General features: G+C 59.5%; 24 protein-coding genes. 17 read left to right on the top strand and 7 right to left on the bottom strand.

Going from position 1 to position 21,525, the window contains the following annotated elements:
* Positions 1 to 4 precede the first annotated feature (4 nt).
* From QNI11_RS25475 to QNI11_RS25440, 8 genes are read left to right on the top strand one after another with little or no spacing between them, the layout of a single operon-like run.
* A complete protein-coding gene (locus tag QNI11_RS25475) occupies positions 5 to 1,171 on the top strand; it encodes a lytic transglycosylase domain-containing protein (RefSeq protein ID WP_283983970.1) in 1,167 nt (388 codons plus the stop codon).
* A complete protein-coding gene (locus tag QNI11_RS25470) occupies positions 1,168 to 1,965 on the top strand; it encodes a type IV secretion system protein (protein WP_038073943.1) in 798 nt (265 codons plus the stop codon). Before QNI11_RS25475 ends, QNI11_RS25470 begins: the two co-directional genes overlap by 4 nt.
* Positions 1,966 to 1,979: 14 nt before the next feature.
* Positions 1,980 to 2,627: a virB8 family protein gene (locus tag QNI11_RS25465; protein WP_283983969.1), complete on the top strand. Its 648-nt coding sequence runs from the start codon at positions 1,980 to 1,982 to the stop codon at positions 2,625 to 2,627.
* Complete coding sequence (locus tag QNI11_RS25460) at positions 2,624 to 3,325, top strand: TrbG/VirB9 family P-type conjugative transfer protein (RefSeq protein ID WP_283983968.1); 702 nt, start codon at positions 2,624 to 2,626, stop codon at positions 3,323 to 3,325. Before QNI11_RS25465 ends, QNI11_RS25460 begins: the two co-directional genes overlap by 4 nt.
* Positions 3,322 to 4,647 carry a TrbI/VirB10 family protein gene (locus QNI11_RS25455; RefSeq protein WP_283983967.1) on the top strand — a complete coding sequence of 442 codons (1,326 nt, stop codon included), beginning with the start codon at positions 3,322 to 3,324 and terminating at the stop codon, positions 4,645 to 4,647. Before QNI11_RS25460 ends, QNI11_RS25455 begins: the two co-directional genes overlap by 4 nt.
* A gap of 1 nt (position 4,648) precedes the next feature.
* Positions 4,649 to 5,683, top strand: a complete 1,035-nt coding sequence (locus QNI11_RS25450) for an ATPase, T2SS/T4P/T4SS family (protein ID WP_283983966.1) — start codon at positions 4,649 to 4,651, stop codon at positions 5,681 to 5,683.
* Between the two features lie 21 nt (positions 5,684 to 5,704).
* Positions 5,705 to 6,124 carry a hypothetical protein gene (locus QNI11_RS25445; RefSeq protein ID WP_283983965.1) on the top strand — a complete coding sequence of 140 codons (420 nt, stop codon included), beginning with the start codon at positions 5,705 to 5,707 and terminating at the stop codon, positions 6,122 to 6,124.
* On the top strand, positions 6,124 to 7,149 hold the full coding sequence (locus tag QNI11_RS25440; RefSeq protein ID WP_283983964.1) for a type IV secretion system protein: 1,026 nt from the start codon (positions 6,124 to 6,126) through the stop codon (positions 7,147 to 7,149). Before QNI11_RS25445 ends, QNI11_RS25440 begins: the two co-directional genes overlap by 1 nt.
* A 295-nt stretch (positions 7,150 to 7,444) precedes the next feature.
* Here QNI11_RS25440 and QNI11_RS25435 read toward each other — a convergent pair whose 3' ends face one another.
* Positions 7,445 to 8,332 carry a universal stress protein gene (locus QNI11_RS25435; protein WP_283983963.1) on the bottom strand — a complete coding sequence of 296 codons (888 nt, stop codon included), beginning with the start codon at positions 8,330 to 8,332 and terminating at the stop codon, positions 7,445 to 7,447.
* A 683-nt stretch (positions 8,333 to 9,015) separates the two neighbouring features.
* Positions 9,016 to 10,611 carry a TrkH family potassium uptake protein gene (locus tag QNI11_RS25430; protein ID WP_283983962.1) on the bottom strand — a complete coding sequence of 532 codons (1,596 nt, stop codon included), beginning with the start codon at positions 10,609 to 10,611 and terminating at the stop codon, positions 9,016 to 9,018.
* A gap of 169 nt (positions 10,612 to 10,780) precedes the next feature.
* Between QNI11_RS25430 and QNI11_RS25425 the strand changes: the two genes are divergently transcribed.
* The 3 genes from QNI11_RS25425 to QNI11_RS25415 all read left to right on the top strand — a co-directional run bounded on the left by QNI11_RS25425 (position 10,781) and on the right by QNI11_RS25415 (position 12,692).
* Positions 10,781 to 11,869 carry a S1C family serine protease gene (locus tag QNI11_RS25425; protein WP_283983961.1) on the top strand — a complete coding sequence of 363 codons (1,089 nt, stop codon included), beginning with the start codon at positions 10,781 to 10,783 and terminating at the stop codon, positions 11,867 to 11,869.
* A 99-nt stretch (positions 11,870 to 11,968) separates the two neighbouring features.
* Entirely contained in the window at positions 11,969 to 12,199 is a 231-nt protein-coding gene (locus tag QNI11_RS25420; RefSeq protein ID WP_283983960.1) for a zf-TFIIB domain-containing protein, read from the top strand.
* Positions 12,200 to 12,230: 31 nt separating this feature from the next.
* Positions 12,231 to 12,692 carry a pentapeptide repeat-containing protein gene (locus QNI11_RS25415; RefSeq protein WP_283983959.1) on the top strand — a complete coding sequence of 154 codons (462 nt, stop codon included), beginning with the start codon at positions 12,231 to 12,233 and terminating at the stop codon, positions 12,690 to 12,692.
* A gap of 24 nt (positions 12,693 to 12,716) precedes the next feature.
* Here QNI11_RS25415 and QNI11_RS25410 read toward each other — a convergent pair whose 3' ends face one another.
* The 3 genes from QNI11_RS25410 to QNI11_RS25400 are packed head-to-tail and all read right to left on the bottom strand — an operon-like array spanning position 12,717 to position 14,291.
* The gene (locus QNI11_RS25410; RefSeq protein ID WP_283983958.1) at positions 12,717 to 13,337 is read right to left on the bottom strand and encodes an exopolysaccharide biosynthesis protein; all 621 of its coding nucleotides are present in this window, start codon (positions 13,335 to 13,337) and stop codon (positions 12,717 to 12,719) included.
* Positions 13,338 to 13,392: 55 nt separating this feature from the next.
* Entirely contained in the window at positions 13,393 to 14,055 is a 663-nt protein-coding gene (locus QNI11_RS25405) for a glycosyltransferase (protein ID WP_283983957.1), read from the bottom strand.
* 17 nt (positions 14,056 to 14,072) lie between these two features.
* The gene (locus QNI11_RS25400; RefSeq protein WP_283983956.1) at positions 14,073 to 14,291 is read right to left on the bottom strand and encodes a helix-turn-helix domain-containing protein; all 219 of its coding nucleotides are present in this window, start codon (positions 14,289 to 14,291) and stop codon (positions 14,073 to 14,075) included.
* Positions 14,292 to 14,843: 552 nt separating this feature from the next.
* Between QNI11_RS25400 and QNI11_RS25395 the strand changes: the two genes are divergently transcribed.
* The 6 genes from QNI11_RS25395 to QNI11_RS25370 all read left to right on the top strand — a co-directional run bounded on the left by QNI11_RS25395 (position 14,844) and on the right by QNI11_RS25370 (position 19,858).
* Positions 14,844 to 15,563, top strand: a complete 720-nt coding sequence (locus tag QNI11_RS25395) for a ParA family protein (RefSeq protein WP_283983955.1) — start codon at positions 14,844 to 14,846, stop codon at positions 15,561 to 15,563.
* 10 nt (positions 15,564 to 15,573) lie between these two features.
* Positions 15,574 to 16,215 (top strand): hypothetical protein, encoded by a 642-nt coding sequence (locus QNI11_RS25390; RefSeq protein WP_283983954.1) that lies wholly within the window; start codon positions 15,574 to 15,576, stop codon positions 16,213 to 16,215.
* Positions 16,216 to 16,376: 161 nt separating this feature from the next.
* Complete coding sequence (locus QNI11_RS25385) at positions 16,377 to 16,616, top strand: hypothetical protein (RefSeq protein WP_066707423.1); 240 nt, start codon at positions 16,377 to 16,379, stop codon at positions 16,614 to 16,616.
* A gap of 120 nt (positions 16,617 to 16,736) precedes the next feature.
* Positions 16,737 to 17,849: a Fic family protein gene (locus QNI11_RS25380; protein ID WP_283983953.1), complete on the top strand. Its 1,113-nt coding sequence runs from the start codon at positions 16,737 to 16,739 to the stop codon at positions 17,847 to 17,849.
* Between the two features lie 291 nt (positions 17,850 to 18,140).
* Entirely contained in the window at positions 18,141 to 18,779 is a 639-nt protein-coding gene (locus tag QNI11_RS25375; RefSeq protein WP_283983997.1) for a DUF4433 domain-containing protein, read from the top strand.
* Positions 18,779 to 19,858, top strand: coding sequence for a macro domain-containing protein (locus tag QNI11_RS25370; protein WP_283983996.1), 1,080 nt, complete (start codon positions 18,779 to 18,781; stop codon positions 19,856 to 19,858). The genes QNI11_RS25375 and QNI11_RS25370 overlap by 1 nt, the downstream gene beginning before the upstream one ends.
* Positions 19,859 to 19,979: 121 nt before the next feature.
* Here QNI11_RS25370 and QNI11_RS25365 read toward each other — a convergent pair whose 3' ends face one another.
* Complete coding sequence (locus QNI11_RS25365) at positions 19,980 to 21,113, bottom strand: HigA family addiction module antitoxin (protein ID WP_283983995.1); 1,134 nt, start codon at positions 21,111 to 21,113, stop codon at positions 19,980 to 19,982.
* Positions 21,113 to 21,430, bottom strand: coding sequence for a hypothetical protein (locus QNI11_RS25360; RefSeq protein ID WP_283983994.1), 318 nt, complete (start codon positions 21,428 to 21,430; stop codon positions 21,113 to 21,115). Before QNI11_RS25360 ends, QNI11_RS25365 begins: the two co-directional genes overlap by 1 nt.
* Positions 21,431 to 21,525: the final 95 nt, after the last annotated feature.

Raw genomic sequence — 21,525 nt, 5'->3', positions numbered from 1 at the left:
GCCAATGCGGACCTGGCTTCCTCTCTCGATGATCGGCTTTGCACTGGCAGGTCCCACGGCGGGGCCAGCGGTCGCCCAAGGCGTGCCGACCTTTGATCTGCGCCTCTTCGCAGAGCGGCAGGCGATCCTTGAGCAGACCGATCGGGACCTGGCACTGCAGCAGGACCGGCTAAGCCGCGAGGAGGAACTGGCCGAAATCGAGCGCCAGCAACTCGCGTCGCTAGAGGGGCTGATGGATGCCATGTCGCTTGGCGCTGGAGACGTGGCCGGCACCGTGTCCGGGCTCGAGGCGGGGCAGGGGGCGGTTGACGACGTCGAAAGCGCGGCCGCCAGTCTCTATGCGCCCGAGGATACCAATCCAGCGGCAACGCGGATGTTCGGCGATGCCCGGGAAGGCATCGAAGAGCTGATCATCCGAGCGGCGCGCGACACCCACGGCCTGCCGGGTGTCGGTCGCGCGGGTCTTTCGCTCGTGCAGTGGCGCTGTCTCCTGCAAGCGCTGATCTGGCAGGAAAGCCGTTTCCAGATCGGGGCACGCTCACCCGTGGGGGCCTTCGGACTTACCCAGATCATGCCCGGTACCGCGGGCGATCTCGGGATCTACCCGGCCTATTACGACGATCCCTATCTGCAGGTCACCGGCGGTGCGCGATACCTCGCGCAAATGCTGAACATGTTCAATGGCAACATTATCCATGCGCTCGCCGCCTATAACGCCGGGCCGGGCAATGTGCAGGATTATGGCGGTGTGCCACCCTTCGCGGAAACCCAGCACTATGTCGTGGTGATCCCGCAGCAGTACAACAGCTACCTCGCGGCCGTAGGCGGCATCGATGCGCTCGGCACCATCGACCCTGTGCTCCTCGCCAACGCGAGTTTCAGCCTCTCGGCCCATGGCGCAGGGGTCTATGGCGACTATTCGCTGGTCTCGGTCCGCGCCGCCGCCCTGCGGGTTCAGGACATCATTACACGCATCAGTGAGACCGAGGATCTCCACGAGGCCATCGCGCTCAACACCTATGCCCGGGCAGAACTTGCCCGACTGGTCGCAATCCGAACCCGGATCAAGGCCGCCCGAACCGAGCCACTCAGCGCCGAGCAGATCGCCTTGGCGGCGGCCCAGGCTGCCGAGCGGCAATACATGGATTTCAGTCAGGAGGATTTGCGTTGAACCTGCGCCTGCCCCGTTCCCTTTTCGCCGGTAGCATCGCTCTCGCGCTTGCCCTCAATGTCACCGGACCTGTCGCGGCACAGGGTGTGCCCACGGTGGACACTCAGAACATTGCCCAGGAAATCCGTCAGCTTCAGCAGATGCTGCAGGATTTCGGGATCCAGACGGATCTTCTGGACAATGCGCTGGAGCAACTGGACATGCTGCAAAGCCAGCTCGATCAGCTGAACGAGATGTATGCCTCGCTCACCGGGCCGCGCAGCATCCTCGGGCTTGCCATGGGCGGGGACCTCGACTCCTTGCTTGAGGCCAACTTCGAAGACATCCCCGGCCTGATCCGAGGCATCCAGGCGGGCGATTGGAGCGCTCTCATCGGGCCCAATGCCGGACCCATGCGCACGCAGATGGAACAGGCGCTGGCAAGTGCCGGGTTCGACGAGGATTCTCTCCGCGAAATCGCCACCAGCGGCAATCCGGGCGCGGAAGGCGTGGCCACGCGGGCAACCACAGGTGCTGTGATGTCGGCGGCGGCGCAGAACAGCCACGCAGAGGCGGAACAGTCTCTCGAACGGGTGGAACGTCTGGTCGAGATGATCCCGGACATGGAAGATCTCAAAGCCTCGATGGATCATAACACACGCGTCACGGCGGAACTCGCCATCGCCATGACCCGGATGTGGGAGCTGGAAGCGATCCAAACCCTAGGCGCTGGCAATGCAGGCGTGGTTGACGCCGCCACCGTTGCTGAAGAACGCCGCTACATGGACTTCACCTTGCCGGATCTTGAGCCATGAGTGGGGTAGGGGTGATGACTGCGCGCGAACTCGTGGAAGAGGAACTTGTTTACGGTGCCCTGCGCCGGGAACAGCTTTGGCGGATGATCGGCCTTTCTGGAGCAGGCTTTGGTGTATTCGGCTGTTTGACGGCTGCGGCTGTCGCGCTGTTGGTCGAGACGCCGCCTCCAGTGGTTGTCCCCTACGATCCCGCGACCGGGCTGGCGCTCCCCAATGCCACGGTTGAAACCGTGTCGCTTGCCGAACGGCCTGCCGTGATCGAAGCGCAAATCTACCGCTACATTCTCGACCGCGAGACCTACAACCAGCTCGACAACGATCTTCGTGTCCGCCGTGTCCTCGCACAGTCTTCCGGATCGGCCGAGGCCAACATGCGCGCGATGTGGACATCGGGGCAGGAGAGCTATCCGCCAACGCGATATGGGGCGGCAGCCGAGATGGCCGTTGAGATCGCATCGATCACCCTTATTGGCGAGAACCGCGCCCAGGTGCGGCTCAGAAAGCGCCTGACAAGCCCGCAAGGGGTACAGGATGGATCGTTCACTGCCACGTTGATGTTCGAATTCCGCCCCGAGCGGACCCGCGCCATCGACGATGTCTGGCAAAACCCTTTCGGTTTCACCGTCACCCAATATGCCATCCGATCGGACCGTTCCGAATGACTCGCACTCCAATCTCTGCGCTGCTGGCCGCCAGTATTCTCGCGTTCGCGGGAACGACTGCTTTGGCTGAAACTACGCCCCGCCCAGGTTCTCATGACAATCGCGTGCGCGTCGCGACCTGGACTGAAGGCCAGGTTTACCGTGTCGTCACGACTCTGACCCGCGTCACCACAGTCGAATTCGGTGAGGGTGAAACCATCCGTTCGATCATCGCCGGCGATACGGTCGGATTTCAATTCGACGGTGTCCCGGGTGGCCGTGCCTTCGCCATCAAGCCGACAGCATCTGGCGTCGCCACCAACATCACCGTCTACACCAACCGCCGCTCCTACTACTTCCATGTCGTCGAAGCCCGGGAGACGCCGCATTATGTCGTGCAGTTCCGCTACCCTGAAAACCGCGTGCAACCCACCAGGGCGGTTGCGGCCGATGCGCCGAACGCGAACTATGCGGTCAGTGCCCGAGAAGAGTTCACGCCGACGGCCATCTGGGATGATGGTACCTTCACGTATTTCCGGTTTGCACGGAACGCGCCGGTGCCCGCCATCTTCCGATATTCGAACGGGAGGGAACGCGCGGTGAACAGCCAGGCCTTGAGTGACGGCGTCATCCGCGTGTCTGGCGTCAACCGACAATGGGTCCTTCGTCTTGGCGAAGATGTGGTTTGCGTCCAGAACGCAGGACAGGCCGCATCATGACCGAAGGTACGGAAGACCTCGCCGCGCGCCTCGCGGCTCTCGAAGGTTCGACAGGCAAAGCGAAGGCAAACAAGCGGCCTGCACCGCTTGCCGCGATCCTTGGAGTCGTCGGCATCGCCGCAGCAGGTGGTCTGGCGTGGGCTGCCCTACAGCCGTCGGCAGAAGCACCAATGGCGACCGCCGCGCCGGAGGAGTTCCAGAGCAGCGGCCCCGGATTCGGAGATCTGGCGCCGATTTCTACCCCGGAGCCCAGCCAAGCCCCGCCTGCGGACACAGGTCCGAGCGAGTCTGAACTCGCGCTGATGGAAAGTCTTGCGACATTGAGAGCGGAACTCGAGGAACTGCGCGCAAGACCGGCCGAGGCCGCGGATAGCGGGGCGGAGCAGGCTGTTGCGGACCTGACGGCGCAAATTGCCACCTTACAGGAAGCATCCGCCGAGGCTCAGCGTGCCCTCGAGCGGCAGCTGACCGAGCGGGACCGCGAATTGGATCAGCTCCGCATGGACTTGGAACTTGCACGGCTTGCACCACCAGAGCCGACCTCATTGGGACCAAGTGAAGAAGAATTGCGGCTGGCCGAACTCGAAAGGCGGCGCGCTGCTGAAGCTGAGGCCCGCGCAGAGCGTATCGCGTCTCCTATGATCGCGTTCTCCGGGATGGGCGCGGGTGCGGATAGGGAGAACACGCTGGAAGCCGCACGTTTGAATGCAGATGAAGCCTTTGTTCGTTCGGGCGCGCAACCAGCACAGGTGACACGTGCCGAAGTGATCGCGAACCCATCGAACACGGTTGTTCAGGGCACCATGATTCAGGCTGTGACAGAGACGGCCCTCGACAGCACACTGCCCGGCGTGATCCGCGCCATCGTCTCGGAAGACATCCATTCTTTCGATGGAACGCGTATCCTGATCCCGCGCGGCGCGCGGCTGATCGGGCGCTACCGCTCCGATGTCGCACTTGCCCAATCGCGCGTCATGGTGGCATGGGACCGGATCATCTTGCCCGATAATCAGACCGTGCAGATCAGCGCCTTCGGTGGAGACGAACTCGGCCGTACTGGCACCACCGGGTTTGTCGACACCCGTTTCGCGCAACGCTTCGGCTCCGCCGCGCTGATCTCCTTGATCGGCGCCTTGCCTGCGGCTGCAGCGGGTCAAATCGACAGCGAGGCGGCGGCCGATGTTGCGAGTGATGTCGGCACCGACCTGCGCGATAGCACGCAAAGCGTGATGCAGGACTATCTGGCGATCCGGCCAGTGATACATGTCGATCAGGGTACACGGATCACGGTCATGGTTGATCGTGACCTCGAGATTTTCTGACATGGCCGCAAGTTATCTGGAAGCGTCGCTCGACCGTTTTGGCCCCGAGGTCCTGCGCGACGACACGATCGAGATCTGCATCAATCCCGACGGACAAGTCTGGGGCGAATTCCAGGGCGATCACTTCATGCGAGGTCTCGGCAGCCCGCTGAGCCAGACCGAGATCAAGGACCTCGGAAACCAGATCGCCTCGGCCGCCTCGACGACGCTCAGCACGAAGAAGCCCATTGTCTCGGTCTCGATCCTATATCGAGATCGCCCGATCCGCGCGCAGGTGATCCAGCCGCCGGCAGTCGAGGGCGGGTTTTCAATATCGTTGCGGTTCTTCTCCTCCCTGCCGCTGGAGGCAATCCGGCTCGGCTTCCTCTATGGAAAGGAGCGCAGCCTCGAAGGTCTGCGGCGCGAACGAAACGCCGCACTGCGCAATGTGGTTGCCTCCGGCGACATCGACGCCGCGCTGCGCTTCTGCGTCGAGAACAAGCTCAACATGATCGTTTCGGGCGGTACATCGACCGGCAAGACGGTCGCGGCGCGCAAGATCCTTTCACTGATTCCGCCCGAAGAGCGGATCATCACCATCGAGGAGGCGGCCGAGCTGCGCCCCAAGCAGCCCAATGCCGTGACGTTGATCGCAGATCGGGACACGGATGTTCGCAGTGCCGATGTTCTCTTGGCCTCAACGCTTCGCATGCGACCCGACCGGATCGTCCTGGGGGAAGTCCGCGGGCGCGAAGCGATGACGTTTCTCGAGGCAATCAATACCGGCCACGGTGGATCGCTGACTACGCTCCATGCCGAGACCCCACAACTTGCTGTTCGTCGCCTCGCCATCGCTGCCCTGAAAACCGATGTGCCGATGACCTATGCCGACATGATCGATTACATTGAGGGCTCGATCGACGTGATCATTCAGGCAGGCCGCCATGAAGGCACGCGCGGAATCACCGAGTTCTTCCTCCCGGGTCAAACCACAGATTTGAAACTCGATACGGTCGACGGCAGAGGCAACAAGAGCCCCTCCGTTGCCGCTGAGTAAAATAAAAAAGGAACCCCCCAGATGCGAAAACCAATCCTCGCAGTCATGCTTGCCGCCCTTGCGGGCCCACTTGTGGCGCAGACTTCGCCTCCGATCTCAAACGATCTCACGGTCGATATGTCGCCTCAACAATACCGGATCTGCAACGATCGTCCGGCGCGCCCGACCTGGATGGACGAAATCAATCCGCGGGAAGCCTACAAGGCGCTGACGTTGATGCGTCTCTACGAGTTGCGGTCATGGGAGACAATCAACGAAAGTGGCGATTGCGGCTGTGATGTGCGCTTCCCGTCTTGGGATGCCGCTTCGACCGAGTACGAGGAACAGTTCGCGAGCAACACCCAAGCGGAGCACACTCAAGCCCAATTGGCCCTCCGCAACGAACAGAACCAGATCGCCCGCGCCGTCCAGGATATCTGCGAAGCGCAAGGCAACTGGTAATGGGCGTCGTCAGCTGGATGGTCGGAACGGCAGACGCGTTCCTTGTCGATGCGGCTGAGTCCCAGTTCGGGGCCGTGGCGAGCAATACCGGCACGATCGTCCTGCTGATGGTCACGCTTTCGCTGATCGGCGTCTGCATCAACATGGCATTCCAGTTCCGCAGCATGGATGGGGCAAGTTTCTTCTGGTACCTGATCAAGCTGATGCTGATAGGGGTCTTCGCTTTCAACTGGGCCAACTTCAACGCTGTCGCAAATGCAGTCATTGGTGGGCTCGACTATGTGGCGGGCGCACTGATTTCGTCAGTCGGGGGCGGCGGGGCGGGCGCTACCTATTTCGCAGCCGAATTCGACCGACTGATTACAGAGTTCAGCCAATACCTTAACGCTATCGGCAACAACCTCAACTGGATGACCGGAGCGATCCTCGGCGGCATTGGCCTGGTGCTCCTCAGCCTTCTCGGCTTCATGACCGGCATCGTACTCATCTTCGCCAAGATGATGCTGACACTCATGCTTGGCCTCGCTCCGATCATGATCGCACTGTCGCTCTTTGACGCGACCAAGGATTTCTTCCACAGATGGGTCTCGACGACAGTCAGCTATGCCTTCTACCCCATCGTAATCGCAGCAATGTTCTCTACCGTCGTCGGCATGGCGAATTCTCTGCTCGCCCAACTCGGTGATCCGAACTCGGCAACCAACATCGGATCGCTGGTGCCGTTCTTCGTCATGGTGTTCCTGGCCAAGGGCTTCGTCGCAGCAACGCCCCTGATCGTGCGCGGTATCTCAGGTAACTTGATGGTTGCAGCCGCGCCCGCGGTCGTCGCCGGGTCGAGCGGGGTCGTGCGAGGGCTCTTCAACACGGCCGGCGTTAAGGGCAGATCGCGGATCGGCGCTTTGAGCACCGGGGAGGTGATTGGGCGAGGAGTTGTGCAGAGTCCAGCAGTTGTACGAGCGGCGGCAACAACTGCCAGTGCAAACCTGGTCAGAATGTCGGAGAGGGCGAAGAAGTTGTCCCAGTGATGGATGGTATCGATTCGGTTGTGATTTCAAATAGTTGCAAGAGGTTGTGTGCAGCTCATGTTCACAATGTGATCGCGCAGTTTCGTGCCCCGTCGAAGCACGAAGCAAGAGACCGTCAGACTTCGCCGACATTCCCGCGGCGAAAGATGGAGGCGTTGGCAGCTGTAAAAGGGCGGGGCGACGTCGACAAGCAGATGTTCGTTCCGAATTGAAACAAACAGTTGAGTCTGAAGCCGCCTTTAGGCCCAGACACGGCGAGTTGGAGGCGCAAGAGCCTAAATGGTAGATGGGGCACTCAGTCTATCATCAGAACTGGCACGGGCATTTGGGACAAGACCTCGTTTGTCACTCCACCAAATATCACGCGCCGAATGCGGTCGCGGGTATAGGCCCCCATGATCAGCATTTCCGCCCCTTCTTTTTCGACCTGTTCAAGGAGCATCCGGCCAGCCGATATCGCACTTCCGTCCAAGGTGACGGTTCGAGAGCGCACGCCATGCCAAAGAAGGTATTCGGCTAGACTGTCGGCACTTGGGGTGATCGCTTCATCCTCATTCACGCAAATTACCACGACCTCGTCAGCCATTGTGAGGAACTGCAGGGCTTGTCCCACAGCGCGTGCAGCTTCCGCGCTTCCATTCCATGCAATCGCGATTTTCTTGCCAAGCAAAGTGCGCGCGGCTGGAGGAGCGACCAAGACCGGCCTGCCGGTCTCGCGCAGGGCAACCTCCAAGAGCGTCGGTACATCGAAATGCCGCTCTAAAGGAAAGCATGCCGTCACGATCAGATCTGCAAGACGGCCGCGCGAAGGAAGGGACTGGTTCACTTCGCCGATCACCTCCACGAAATCGACCGAGAAGCCGGCTCCACGGACCGGCTCTGACCTTTCGGGTGCCGAGTATCGTTCGGCCGTTGATTTGAACAGAGCACGTGCCCGCTGGCGGCGATTGTCATCTTCCTTTTCGATCATGTCGATAAGGTCGTCCACTGCAAGCCGGGGTACCCACCGGGGCATTTGCCGCCGGCCTTCACTCGACAGCGCTTCGATGCAGAACACCTCAACATGAGCACCGAAGCGCCGGCCGAGATCAAAGGCCGTCGCCAACGCCGGCAGTTCCAGAGACTCGGGATCGGCCGGATCGTATTGGCCGCTGAGCGGCACGAGGATCTTCCTGACTTGCATTGAGGGAACCTCCATGAGCGTTGAGATCTTTGTGAGACTTGCGAGCAAGAATAGAAACGTGCAACTGCAGATGCGCAGTTGGCCACACCGGCTCCTTCACGATCAGGCTGCCCGATATTCACTGAATTCTCACCTTTTCAGATCTATGATGGATCAGTGGATCAGGCTTTGTCGGAAAACCATCCATTGCATGAGTTCAGATGTCTGATGATCGTACTCGCGGGACTTTCGATGTTCGGGGTTTCGGCTTGCACGGAACCCGTTGGCCATTCCGAACAACCGGGCCCATGCGCCCCTTTGCGGGATTATCCTGAACATTTTCTCGCGACGGCAGCGCAAAAGCTGGCCTATTTGCCAGACGGGTCGGCGGTCGAGCAGATGCTCGACGACTACAGGTACCTGCGACGCCAGTTGCAGGACTGGCACACAATGACCTGCAACCGATGACCGCTCAGTGTCCGCGATGGATCTGTCTGGCTCGAGAATGAAAAGAAAGGGCCGCTGTCGCGGCCCGAGTTCAGGTTGAGGTACAGTCTTCCGCGTTTTCGTTCTCTTCGAGGGATGCTGAAGATGCAGAACCATTGTTCAACAGGGCGGTTCTCTCAACCCATATTCTCCGGGCCCAAGAAGCGATCTCGACAGCCGGCGAAATTCGGCCGACGCCTCGCAGGCGCGTAGGTTCGTCACAGTTCCCGCCAGAACAGGGGCGTGAACAGGACGAACACGGTCAGGAGTTCGAGCCTGCCGAGAAACATGCCGAAGGCCAGGATCAGCTTCGCCGCGTCGTTGAGCGGCTGGAAATTCCCGGCGGGTCCGATGATCCCTCCGACACCGGGCCCGACATTCGCGACCGAGGTCAACGCGCCGCCCACGGCCGTCTCCATGTCGAGTCCGACAAGGGCGAGCGCCACTGCCAGAAGCCCGATCGTGCCGAAATAGAACGTGAAGAAGGTAACGACCCCGGAGACGACGTCGTCCTCGATGCGGCGTCCTTCATAGCGCGCGACGATGACGGCATGTGGCGAATGGACTGTCCTGATCTGGGTCGCCGACAGGCGGAAGAACACGATCCAGCGCATCATCTTGGCTCCGCCTGCCGTGGACCCGGTGCATCCACCAACGGCGGTCAGGGCAAAGAATACGGCCACCGAGAAGGTTCCCCACGTCGTGTAGTCGGCAGTAGCATATCCAGTGGTGGTCACGACCGAGACGACATTGAAGACGACTTCGCGAAATGCTGTTTCCAGCGGTTTCTCGGAGACCGAGACGAGCCAGATCGTAAGCAGGACGCTGATCCCGAGCACAAAGATCACAAGGTGCGTCACCTGCTCGCTCGCGACGCGCCCCTTCAGTGCCACGCGGATGTACCACGCGAAGGGCAGACCGCCGAGCAGCATGAAGAGGGTCGCGGTGTATTCCAGGAACGCGCTGTCGAAGTGCCCGAACGAGGCGTCGTAAGTCGAATATCCGCCCGTCGACAGGGTGGTCATGGCATGGGTGAGCGCGTCGAACGGCGACATGCCTCCGATTCCGTAAAGGATGGCACAGAGCCCCATGAGGAACCCGTAAGCTGTCACGGTGGCGCCTGCGAAGCGCGCCGCGTTCGCCAATTCCTTCTCGCCCTTCTCCGAGCTTTCGGTCCGGAAGAGCTGCATCCCGCCCACCTTCAGGATGGGCAGGAGCGCGACACCCGTGACGATGAACCCGATGCCGCCCAGTGCCTGAAGGACGGCCCTCCAGAACAGGATGCCACGCGGCGTCGTGTCGAGGCCGGTCATGACGGTCGACCCGGTCGTTGTGATACCGGACATCGACTCGAATAAGGCATCGACCGGTGACATGCCCCAGACCGCCAGAGGAACAGCTCCGGCAGTTGCCGCGACTATCCAGACGCTCGAGGTCAGCAGGAAGGCATGGAGCGGTTTCAAACCGCCATCCGGTTTGCCGTTGGCGATCATGACAAGGCCACCGACGAGACCGACGGTGAGCGCGGCCACACCGAAGACTGCGCCGGTGTCGCGGAAGAGCAGTGCGGTCAGGCCCATGAAGACTGCGAGGGCGAGCATCACCGCGCCGTTGACGAAGATGACGAATTTCAAGCGAGGAACGATGCTCCTTGGGCCATGATCGCAGGGTTCGGGACGGATCGGCGACGCTGAACCGGAGGCACTGGCGGTGAACAAAGCGCGGGGTTTCAAAAATTTCCAGCAGTAAGTTGCCGTTGCCTCGGCGGAAAATGGCCGGCCGAGGAAAATCGCGATGCGCGCCTGGGCCAACATGGAGGCTCTCGCGACGACGTGCTGCGACTTTCTTTGGCCGCGCGATGCCATTTCCGGCGCCACCGACTGTTGAAACCTGAAATCGCCAGCCTTTATCTGTCCCTGTGACGAAACAAGTGAACATTTTCAGTCGATTGAGAGACGGGACATGTCAGAGGGACGCCAACAGATGAGGGCATTCGTCGTCGGCCTGATCGTTGCAGGCGCCGCCGCATACCTGCTCCTTGAAACACCGTGGCGAGAGCCTGTCCCCCGCCTCGTGGCGGCGCGCGGCGCGCTGGCGCCCCAGGAGGAGACCACGATCGCGCTTTTCGAAGCGGCGCGTGGCTCGGTCGTATCGATCACGACCGAAGAGCGCGTGCTCGATCCCTGGTCCCGCCGCGCGCTGGATGTGCCGCGTGGCACGGGTTCCGGGTTCGTCTGGGACGACGACGGCCATATCGTGACCAACAATCACGTGATTGCCGGTGCGTCGGGGGCGCAAGTCAGGCTGGCGGACGGGCGCGTGCTCGATGCAGCGCTTGTCGGCACCGCCCCGCAGCACGATCTGGCGGTTCTTCGCATCGACACCGGGCTGGATGCGCCGCCGCCCCTTCCACTTGGCGAGAGCGAGACCCTGCAGGTCGGCCAGTCGGTTCTGGCCATCGGGAATCCCTTCGGCCTCGACTGGACACTGACCACGGGCATCGTTTCCGCGCTCGACCGCGAGATCCCGACGCAGCGCGGCGCCACCATCGAAGGGCTGATCCAGACCGATGCCGCGATCAATCCCGGCAATTCGGGCGGTCCTCTGATCGACAGCGCCGGACGGCTGATCGGTGTGAACACGGCGATCTTCAGCCCGTCCGGATCCAGCGCAGGGATCGGATTTGCCGTCCCCGTCGATACGGTGAACAGGGTCGTGCCGCAGCTGATTGAAACGGGCACTTACCAACCGCCTGTTCTGGGCATCCGGCATTCGGACCGGATCAACCAACTGGCCGCCGGACAAGGTCTCAATGGCGTCATTGTTCTAGGGGTCGAGCCGGGCTCGCCGGCCGCTGCGGCGGGACTGCGCGCAGCGCGCCAGGACAGACTGGGCCGTCTCGTACCCGGCGATATCATCGTCGCCGTCGATGCCCGTGCGGTCGCCACGTCGGCGGATCTGAGCAACGCGCTCGACGCCTATGCGCCCGGGGACACCGTCACGCTCACCCTCCGTCGCGAGGGCGCCGAGACAACCGTATCGACCGTCCTTGCCGATCCGCGGCAGGACTGAGGAGACGGCGCAGGGATTGTTCAGGTCGAAAGCATTGGAATGGCGTGAGGAGTGCTTAGATGTGTGGTGAAAACAGGCAAATCGAGTGGAGGAAATGACATGCAGTGTCCCGTGGACGGAGAGACCCTCGTCATAGCCGAACGGAGCGGCGTGGAAATCGACTATTGCCCCAAATGCCGCGGCGTCTGGCTCGACCGGGGTGAATTGGACAAGATCGTCGAGCGGGCCGGAGCTGCCGCCCCTGCGCAGGATTATCGGCCTGACGCGCATGGCCAGCGGCCCTACAAGAAAAAGCGCGAATCCTTCCTCGGAGATCTGTTCGATTTCTGAGGTGGGATTGAATTATTCGCGAGGGGCGACGTTGAAACACTTGATATCCACGGTCCGGTGTCAAGCGCTCGGGGCTGCTCTTGCGCTTCTCGCGGCAATTCCAGTGTTGGCTCAACAGGCGGGCGATCCCTCGAAATTGCGCATGCTCGGCGAGTGCCGCGGATGCAATTTCGAAGGACTGGACTTGTCGGGACGCAAACTGACAGGAATGGACCTCACCGAAGCGACCTTGCGGGATATCGATTTCGGTGGCGCGGAGCTCAATATCGCGCTTTTCGATTTCGCCGTGATCGAGAATGTCTCGTTCGACGGAGCCGACCTCGGCGGAGCGAGTTTCCGGGGCGCGCGGCTCATCAACGTGACATTCGAAGATGCGGATTTTCAGGCCACTGTCTTCGAGGACGCCATTCTCGAAAACACTGACCTCTCACCGGGGCGGTTCTGTCTCACCCAGATGCCGAGCGAGAACACCAACAGCACCGAGTGCGACTGATCATTCGGCGATCTCGGAACGTGATCAGTCGACAAGCGTTTCGGCTGCGGCCGCAAGCGAACTGATCATCACCGCCGTCAGAAGTATCGACATCATCCCGAGGCTGAGCCCGATCCCAGCCACCAGCCCATCGCGTTCCAGAAGTCCCACGCCGAAGACGAAGAGCGATATGGCCGGAAACCAGCCGGTCAATGGCACCGGCAGGAACAGGGCAAATGAAATCGCGAAAAGAACAATGCCCAATGCCTGTGGCTGTCGATCCATGAAGACGCTTTCGTATCTCGTATCGAGTATCCTTTCCAGGCGCCGCGTGATCGGGCTCAGGCGCAGAACGGTGCGCCTGAGACCCGGTTCGTCGAGTTTCAGTCCTGAAAGCCTGCCGGGAAGACGGACACTTGGGTAGCCGAGAGCCATCTGACCCGTCGTCAGCAGAAGAGGTAGGGCCGTGATCAGGGATGATCCCGGTGGCAAGGGCAGAAGCGTGACAAGCGAAAAGAGAACAATCGCCCATCCGAAAGAGGTTTCGCCCAGGGCCTTGAGCAAGCCACCAAGCGTCAGGGACCCTTCGCGGTGTTGCCCGCGCGCGGTCCGGATGATGGGCAGGGACAACGAGGCCCGACGACGTTTGGTGTGACTTTCGATCATGATTTCTTTGTGCCCCTCTCGACAGAGATGGGCGTACTTGCACAAGAATTCCATCCTAGTGCTTCTTCCCGGCGCGCTCCCATGCGCCGATCGCAATCAAGTAGACCCTGACGATATCGGCGGCGAACCGCTCAATTGAATGGGTCTGCGCCTCCTCGAACGCGGCGCGCGCCATTGTCTGGCGTTCGGACCGGTTCACGAGCAGGGCGTGCACGGCGTCTGTCCAGGCGTCCAGGTCTTCTTCCGTCAGCACTCCAGTCCGGCGGTTCTGAACGAAGGCGTCGACCCCGGTCGCATTCACGGCCACGACCGGAAGGCCCGCAGCCATTGCTTCCAGGATAACCATTCCTTGTGTTTCGGACACCGAGGTGAAGACGAAGAGCTGCGCCAAGGCGAGATAGGCGGGGATATCCTGCATCGGCACGCTTCCGACCAGCCTGACCTCCGAGGTCAATCCGGCGTCGCGGATGGTGCTGGTCAGCCGCGCGCGCTCGTCACCGTCGCCGATGATCAGCAGTCGAAACGACGGGGCGTGACGGGCCTTGAGCTCCTTCATCGCCGCGATCAGGAAGTCGAGGTTCTTTTCCTTCGAGAGGCGCGCGATGGTGACCAGGATCCTTCGTTCGTCCGGATTGTAGCGTGCGGCAAGCTCTGTAAGCTGCGTGGAATCTTTCTGCCGGAACAGTTCGACGTCGATACCGGTCGGGTGCACGTGCACGGGCCGGTCCACCCCGATCAGATGGATGTAGTCCCGCGTGATGGGTGTCGGATCCCCACAACCCGCGACCGGCCGCCGTTCGCTGTCTGACGCTCACCCCAGTGGTTCACCACGTTGTAGATCGTCTTCAGGCTGACATCGTAGTGGGCGGCCAACGACGCCGCGGAGACGCCGTTCCGGCGGTCCTGGGCGATGGTCGATCGCTCGATCTCTGACAGTCTACGACGGCGGGGCATTTTGAAGTTAACGTTCCTATTTCTTGCCAACTTCGTACAAGCCCGCCGACTCCCAACGCAAGTGGAGTCGGCCATAAGGGCTTGTACTCAATATAAAAAATCGCCCTGCAGGGGCGATTTCCCGTCCCTTGTCAAATGGATCGCGCTTCGCGCTCATTGCACCACGCGATGCGGTCTCCGCATCGCGCATCGCGTCTTTTGCGCCCCGTCTCTTGCACCCCGCAAGACGGGTTTTGCCGCGTGCTAACCGTCTCGCGTCACCCGCGGAACGACATACGCGAGACTGCCTCCCGTCGTCTGGAGCGCGCTATCCGTCACCTGCATTCCGCCCGCAGTACATCGCCGGGCGCATCCCGACATTTGGAGGGCGTGTCGTGCCCCGCGACGAATGCTGACGGCGCCACGGCAGACGTCGCACGGTCATCGCACAATGCCGCCCGCTGCATGCCAAACGCGGGTCGCATCCCGACTTCTGCTTGACCCCTCCACCTCATGCGTTTAGCGACATTTTTGCATTATCGTTGCGATTCACTATTTTTGCGGAGGATCAGAATGCCGAACGAAAATCTTGTGGTGATCGCCGCGATGGCCCGGAAAGGGGGCAGTGGAAAAACGACGCTTTCGCGTGCCTTGATCAGCGCCGCGATCGCCGCCGGACGCAGAGTGATGTTGATCGACACGGACAGCACGAGAGTACTCGGGGCCTGGCATGCTCGGGCGGAAACCGGTGGGCTGAGTTCGCCGCTTCTCTGCTCGGCCACCGTCGAAAGCGTGGCGGGTGTCGAGGATCAGATCGATCAGGTCTACATGGCAGGCACGGCTGACTTCATCTTCATCGATACCGCAGGGGTCGGTGCCGAATGGTCAGACGGCATCGCGGTGCTTGCGGACCACATTGTGACGCCCGTCATGCTGTCAACGTCTGATTTCGATGTCGGAGCGCAGACAGCTGATTGGTTTGAGAAACTGAAATCCCGTGTTGACGACCCCTCTAGCCTTCCGCGCCACCACGTCGTCCTCAACATGGTCGACCCGAAAACGACCCGTGCTGACGCCGCCCTGATTGAAGAAGCGCTCACCCGTTTTCCGGTGATTGAGACCGTCATGATGCGACGAAACACTTACAAGGAGATGGATCAGAAGGGGCTTCTCCACGCCTTGGCGCTGGAAAAGCAATCTGATCCAAACCCTCTGATGCGTCCACATGTACGTCATGTCGTCGAGGCGCTCGAGGAGGCGACGGACATCCTCAACAATATTCTTGCTGCGTGAGGACAGTCGATTGCGCAAGAAGATCCCGACCATCACCAGGCCAGACCCAGCCTACGCCGCCACCCTGCAACAGGGTGACCGCGAGTTTCCCGGGAAGGAAGATGAGGCACAGGTCACAGCAACAAAGCCAGGCACCCCAGCCGCTGAGGTTGACGTTGATCGGCACGAGTCAGAGCGTGTGCCGGAAGGTGCCGTGGCACCGCACCAAGTCACCGCGGAAAGCTCTGACCCGCACACCAGCCTGAGAGCTCCCGTATCGGCGCGCGCTTTGAACCCGACCCGGAAGATCGACATCAGGGTCAACGCACTCGAACGACAGGAAGCAGCGCTGGAGACTTGTGGTGTTGAGCCAGCACATGTCGTGCGTGCCGCCCTGCGCCGTGCAGTCAAAGGCTGGCAACTGTCGCCGGTCTTCGCCCCAGTCGCGGAGGAGCTACGCACTCGAAACACGCAGTGGCAGGCCCGGACATCACTGGCAGTCGATGCGGCCAGCTTGGGTATGCTCCTTCGGGAACACGACCCCCTCGACGTCTTGAGTAAATGGGCCCTGATCCGCGGCCAGGTGGAACCACGCATATGGGGCGAGATCGACAAAATTTTGGAAGAAATTGCGGTTCGCGCTGCATCACCGCATGAGCAGCACACACCGTAAGAGACCTATCTGAAAAGATAACTTGCGTTTCGCCGGTGGATTTTCGCCCACCGGCGGAAGCTCGCCTTGCAGTTGCGGAAAGCGTGGCGCTAATGAGCGTCATAGGGAATTTCAGACCTCAGTGGTGACGAGTTACGAGGTCCATTTAGGAGGAACGCATTATGAACACGAAGCCCCGCCTGACTGGCGAACCGATCATGCGCATCCTCTGCAAGACATCTGAGAATCTGGTTGGCTACCTTTACCAATGGAACAATGGTGACGTGCAGCCTGCCTGGTTCGACGGCGCCATGGCGGACGTTCGCTATGAGCCATTCATTCAAGCGCCGGAACAAAATCCTGTCGATCCGAAGACCCTCAGAACGCGTCAGCAAGATCTGACGCACCTTGAAAAGGCCTAGTTCAAGGTCTCGCGTCGGTTTGTCGGTCATCCCGTCCTGCAGGTCCTTTGAGCGATAGAGTTGACTTCTATGCCTCACAAGTGATCTAAATGTGAGTTATAGAAAGGATGTCTATAACTCATGGCTTGGAACTGGACGCTGCCCGATTGGCCGGATTTCCGGTATGACGCCTCCGCTCTGGAGCCGTTTGAGCAGACGTTCCTGCTGTCGTCCGGAGAAATCCTCGGCGCGGTCCATCATGTCAGCCAGCCGGAGCGCGAGCAACTCCGCATCGAACTGCTCAGCGAGGAAGCGATGCAGACGAGCGCCATCGAGGGTGAAATCCTCGATCGGCTCAGTGTCCAGTCTTCGCTGCGCCGCCATCTGGGCCTCGATCCGGACAGCTACCCTGCCAAACCGCGCGAACAGGGCGTCGCGGAAATGATGGTCGACGTCTATTCCAGTTTTGCAGAGCCGCTAACCCATGAGACATTGTACCGCTGGCATCGGATGCTCCTGTCCCATGACCGTCGGTTGGAAACCATCGGGGCCTACCGACAACACGCCGAGGCGATGCAAATCGTTTCCGGCCGCCTTGACCGGCCCACGATCCATTTCGAAGCGCCGCCCTCGGAGCGGGTCATGCCTGAGATGGAGCGATACGCGGACTGGTTCAACAAGACCGGGCCCGGGGGAGCAGAGACGCTTCCAGCGCTGACGCGCGCAGGGCTAAGCCACATCTATTTCGAGAGTATCCACCCATTCGAAGACGGCAACGGCCGCTTGGGTCGTGCCCTCGCTGAAAAGTCGCTGGCGCAGAACATTGGCCAGCCGACCCTCATCTCGCTCGCCTTCACCATCGAGAAGGAGCGCAAGGGATACTACGATCAGCTTGAGCAGCATCAAAAAACGCTCGACGTGACCGATTGGCTCGTCTGGTTCGCAGAAGTTGTCTTGAAGGCCCAACAGGCAACACTCGACCGCGTCGGCTTCTTCATCAGCAAGGCACACTTCTATGATCGTCACAGAGACCACTTGAACGAACGCCAGGCCAAGGCCATCGCTCGAATGTTTCGGGAAGGCCCTGGCGGTTTCAAAGGCGGCCTCAGCGCCGACAACTATCTCAAGATCACCGGAACTTCACGCGCAACTGCAACCCGCGATCTGCAGGACCTGGTCGAGAAGGGGACACTCAGTCGAACCGGTGAGCGACGTCACACACGGTACTGGTTGAACCTAGACCATATGGAGTAGCGCAAGTGACGATGACTTCATATTGGTATTTATTATCAATATGTTACAAAAATACGCATAATCCGTTTTATGTATTGCAAGTGAGAAGCCGACCTTCGCTGCGGGTGCGAAAAGGTTCAGCGCCCAGGCAGGAGTGGACATTCGGCGCTGGCCGCCGCCAGTGGTTGGGGTTCGAGCGAAGTCCGAATGGCAAGTGTTCTGCGAAGCAGTCAATCGGTTATGTGCTCGAAAGCGCTGGCCGCTATACAGCATCTTGAGGGAAGTCGGCCCAAACTGTATCCGTATCGGGACATGGCCAACTTGACCGCTGAAAAAGCACTGATCTTCAGGATCACGCACATAAACAATGTGCCGTGGATCCTCAGGCATGGGCTTCATTGCAAGAATTCCGGTGTGCAGGACCCCAATTTCGTACGAATTGGGAACCTGGAACTGATTCAGCGTCGGACGGCACGGAATGTTCCTGTACCCCCGGGTGGAACGCTTTCAGACTACATACCCTTCTATTTCACGCCATTTTCGATGATGATGTACAACATCAAGACTGGTTACGGAGGAATTCGTCAGTTCCTGAACGCGGAGATCGTGATCATGGCTTCGTCACTTCGTGGGCTCGCGGATCGAGGCGTAGCGACAGTGTTCTCGGATCGTCATGCATACCTCCAGACCGCGCAGTTCTTTACCTCGCTCGACGACCTCGACAAAATCGACTGGGGCATCCTGCAGCGTAGGGACTTCAAACGCGATGTCGATGATCCCGAAAAGACAGACCGCTACCAGGCCGAGGCGCTGGTGCACAGGCACTTGCCAGTTGAGCACCTTGCAGGCATAGTCTGCCTGAGTGAGAACGAAAAAGGAACACTCGAACGGCAACGGGAGGAGGTTGGGCTCGATCTCAAGATCGTGGCGCGACCGGGCTGGTATTTCTGATGGTAACTTACACGCGGGGCAATCTTCTTGAGGCCGACGTCGACGCGGTGGTGAACACCGTGAACACGGTCGGAATCATGGGCAAAGGAATTGCCCTGATGTTCAAGGAGCAATTCCCAAGAAACTTCGAAGCCTATGCGCGCGCCTGCGATGCGGGCGAAGTCCGTGTTGGCAAAATGTTCGTTACCGAGAACAAGGAACTCTTCGGGCCGCGCTGGATCATCAATTTCCCGACCAAGACCCATTGGCGAGTCAAAACCAAGATCGAATGGGTCGAAGACGGATTGAAGGATCTTGTCCGAGTAATTCGAGAGAAGGAAATTCAATCAATTGCAATTCCGCCACTTGGCTGCGGGAATGGCGGCCTCGACTGGAGCGATGTGCGTCCACTTATCGAGGCGTCATTGGCGGAACTTGATGGGGTCAATGTCATCGTCTACGAGCCGACTTCCAAGTATCAGAATGTAGCCAAGCGCACCGGTGTTGAGAAGCTCACCCCAGCACGCGCATTGGTGGCTGAGATGGTGCGTCGGTACTCCCTTCTTGGGATCGAGTGCTCGATTCTTGAGGTCCAGAAGCTGGGTTGGTTCCTCGAGCGCGGCGTGACGCGGTTCGGAGGATCGGATGCACTCAAGTTCAGGTTCCAGGCGAACAAATACGGACCTTATTCGCATAACCTCACGAAGTTGCTCGATAGTCTCGACGGCAGTTATCTCCGGTGCGACAAACGCCTCGCGGATGCCGATCCTATGGATCTCATTTGGTTCAACGACGCCAAATATGATCGGGTGCAAGCCTATCTGAACTCCGGTGAAGGCAAGCAGTTCTCAAGCGTATTGGAATGGGCTTCGGCCACCATTGATGGATTCGAGTCGCCACTCGGCATGGAACTTCTGGCGACTGTCGACTGGATGATGCAGCACGACGACATCGAACCGACTGTTGAGGGAGTGATGGAAGGCCTTAAGGGCTGGGCTGGTGGGGAAGCCGCTGGACAGCGCAAATTGAAGATCTTCGATCGCCGATTGGTCGCCATCGCCTTGGGCCAACTTCAGACATCGAACAGGCTGCCTGCTTGATAATCTTCGACTTCGCCGACGGGGAGCCGAAGTTCGTCGCTGTTGCAAAGGCAAAGGCTTTGATATCAAGAAGCAGATCTTCGCCCTTCTGGACTCCAAACCTCGCCGTCAACCGCTTTTGTCAGTTGAGTGGGGTTGCGAATTCCACCTTCCGCTTGAGTTTTGCTAGCTGTGTTCCTTGAGGAACTACTTCCTCGTGTTGAAGGCGCGCAAGTAGCAAACCGGGCGCGACACAGTGTTGATCTGCAAATCTCTTGAATTCTTTTTGCGTGATGCGGACGTCTCTTGGGCCATAGCAAGCTTTGAACTCATCGACAATTGTCCGTGGGACAAGCTTTTCAGCCGAATAGCTATCTGCTTCTTTCTCTATATCGCGGCCACCAGTGCCAGAGTCGTTCTCGTCCAAAAAGACCGCTTTCTTGCTGTGCTCGAGGATATGGCAAGCTTCGTGAAAGAATGAGAACCAGACGTTAGATTCTCTTTTCAAACGGTCACTTACAGCGATAACTGCCTTGTCTTTGGTTGCCCAATACGCAGCACCTCGGAGACCGGTTTTTGAGACCGATGGAACGAGCGCAACCGCAACGCCAACGTTCGCACAGGATGAAACAAGCTCCTGAGCAATCGTGTCCCACGGGCTTAAGGTAAGCTCTCGGATCTCGGTAAGCAGCGACCGAAACTCGACTTCCGAGTATGTTGATGTCTCGATTCTGTCAGCTGCCAGTTCAGCGCAGCGGAGCCAAACCGCGACACCAAATGGATCAATATTGTTATGGTTCTGCTGCTTGAAACGAGAAAGACCGAGACGTTCCTGCCAGTGATGCTCCCACGCAGAAATACTGCTTACGCCAAAGGCCCTGAGAATACGGTCCACCCGATCGGCTAAAGCTGGTCGTTTGTCCAACAGCTTTAGCTTCAACATTTCATCAATTGGGAACTTTTCTGCCCAGGAAACCGCCGATTTCTGGGATTCGGCCTCCTCCTCACGCGAACGGGCTTTCGACAACTGGTGTTTGGCTTCCAAGGCGAGCCAGAAACCGGCGCCTTCACCTAGAACTCTTTCGAACTGAATTGCTGTTTCAGGTGTAATGGCAACTTTCCCAGATATGATTTCACTTATCGCCTTGGTAGGGCGCCCTGTTCTTCGGGCGAAATCGACAATCTTGATACCGCGCTCTTCTAGAATCCTACGCAGATATTCACCCGGGAGCCTTGGTTCGTAGTCAGGGCGAAATTGAACACTCTGAGTTGCCATCACACGGTTCCTCCCACGGAAATGACGCTTATTCTGTCGATGTCGTGCAACTGTTGCCCTTCGAAAGAAGACTGAGGTCGGAAGAGAACCTGTCCATTACCAGCTTTCCCCACCGAGAATGAGGGCGGCAGGCCTTTGGCGACCTGCCTTCGCAGAACCGGTGGAGATTCACTCAAGTCGGCAAGCGTTGGTGCGGCATCCAGGAAAAAAAGCAGATCTTTCACCCTGTCAGCCGATTCGATGCCCAATGCAGAGGTGAGCTGCCGTCCACTATTGCACAATGCACCTATGGAAGGCGTCTCAAACCCGACCTGCATGTTGCATCCTCATCACGGTTGGCGCTTGAACGCCTTATTTTCATAACGCAAAGCGTAGTCATTTCCGCAGCTCCTGTCAAAATTTTTTTAGTAAC

The sequence above is a fragment of the Sagittula sp. MA-2 genome, from assembly GCF_030126985.1.
Classification (GTDB): domain Bacteria; phylum Pseudomonadota; class Alphaproteobacteria; order Rhodobacterales; family Rhodobacteraceae; genus Sagittula.
This window is presented reverse-complemented; position numbering and strand designations above follow the sequence as displayed.

Coding starts and splice junctions, on each gene's coding strand:
- QNI11_RS25360 (WP_283983994.1), bottom strand. CDS start 21,430: ATGCAGGTCGGGTTTGAGACGCCTTCCATAGGTGCATTGTGCAATAGT.
- QNI11_RS25440 (WP_283983964.1), top strand. CDS start 6,124: ATGGGCGTCGTCAGCTGGATGGTCGGAACGGCAGACGCGTTCCTTGTC.
- QNI11_RS25435 (WP_283983963.1), bottom strand. CDS start 8,332: ATGCAAGTCAGGAAGATCCTCGTGCCGCTCAGCGGCCAATACGATCCG.
- QNI11_RS25375 (WP_283983997.1), top strand. CDS start 18,141: ATGGCCAACTTGACCGCTGAAAAAGCACTGATCTTCAGGATCACGCAC.
- QNI11_RS25460 (WP_283983968.1), top strand. CDS start 2,624: ATGACTCGCACTCCAATCTCTGCGCTGCTGGCCGCCAGTATTCTCGCG.
- QNI11_RS25380 (WP_283983953.1), top strand. CDS start 16,737: ATGGCTTGGAACTGGACGCTGCCCGATTGGCCGGATTTCCGGTATGAC.
- QNI11_RS25475 (WP_283983970.1), top strand. CDS start 5: ATGCGGACCTGGCTTCCTCTCTCGATGATCGGCTTTGCACTGGCAGGT.
- QNI11_RS25410 (WP_283983958.1), bottom strand. CDS start 13,337: ATGATCGAAAGTCACACCAAACGTCGTCGGGCCTCGTTGTCCCTGCCC.
- QNI11_RS25420 (WP_283983960.1), top strand. CDS start 11,969: ATGCAGTGTCCCGTGGACGGAGAGACCCTCGTCATAGCCGAACGGAGC.
- QNI11_RS25385 (WP_066707423.1), top strand. CDS start 16,377: ATGAACACGAAGCCCCGCCTGACTGGCGAACCGATCATGCGCATCCTC.
- QNI11_RS25370 (WP_283983996.1), top strand. CDS start 18,779: ATGGTAACTTACACGCGGGGCAATCTTCTTGAGGCCGACGTCGACGCG.
- QNI11_RS25465 (WP_283983969.1), top strand. CDS start 1,980: ATGACTGCGCGCGAACTCGTGGAAGAGGAACTTGTTTACGGTGCCCTG.
- QNI11_RS25425 (WP_283983961.1), top strand. CDS start 10,781: ATGAGGGCATTCGTCGTCGGCCTGATCGTTGCAGGCGCCGCCGCATAC.
- QNI11_RS25395 (WP_283983955.1), top strand. CDS start 14,844: ATGCCGAACGAAAATCTTGTGGTGATCGCCGCGATGGCCCGGAAAGGG.
- QNI11_RS25365 (WP_283983995.1), bottom strand. CDS start 21,113: ATGGCAACTCAGAGTGTTCAATTTCGCCCTGACTACGAACCAAGGCTC.
- QNI11_RS25450 (WP_283983966.1), top strand. CDS start 4,649: ATGGCCGCAAGTTATCTGGAAGCGTCGCTCGACCGTTTTGGCCCCGAG.
- QNI11_RS25445 (WP_283983965.1), top strand. CDS start 5,705: ATGCGAAAACCAATCCTCGCAGTCATGCTTGCCGCCCTTGCGGGCCCA.
- QNI11_RS25400 (WP_283983956.1), bottom strand. CDS start 14,291: ATGCCCCGCCGTCGTAGACTGTCAGAGATCGAGCGATCGACCATCGCC.
- QNI11_RS25455 (WP_283983967.1), top strand. CDS start 3,322: ATGACCGAAGGTACGGAAGACCTCGCCGCGCGCCTCGCGGCTCTCGAA.
- QNI11_RS25430 (WP_283983962.1), bottom strand. CDS start 10,611: ATGTTGGCCCAGGCGCGCATCGCGATTTTCCTCGGCCGGCCATTTTCC.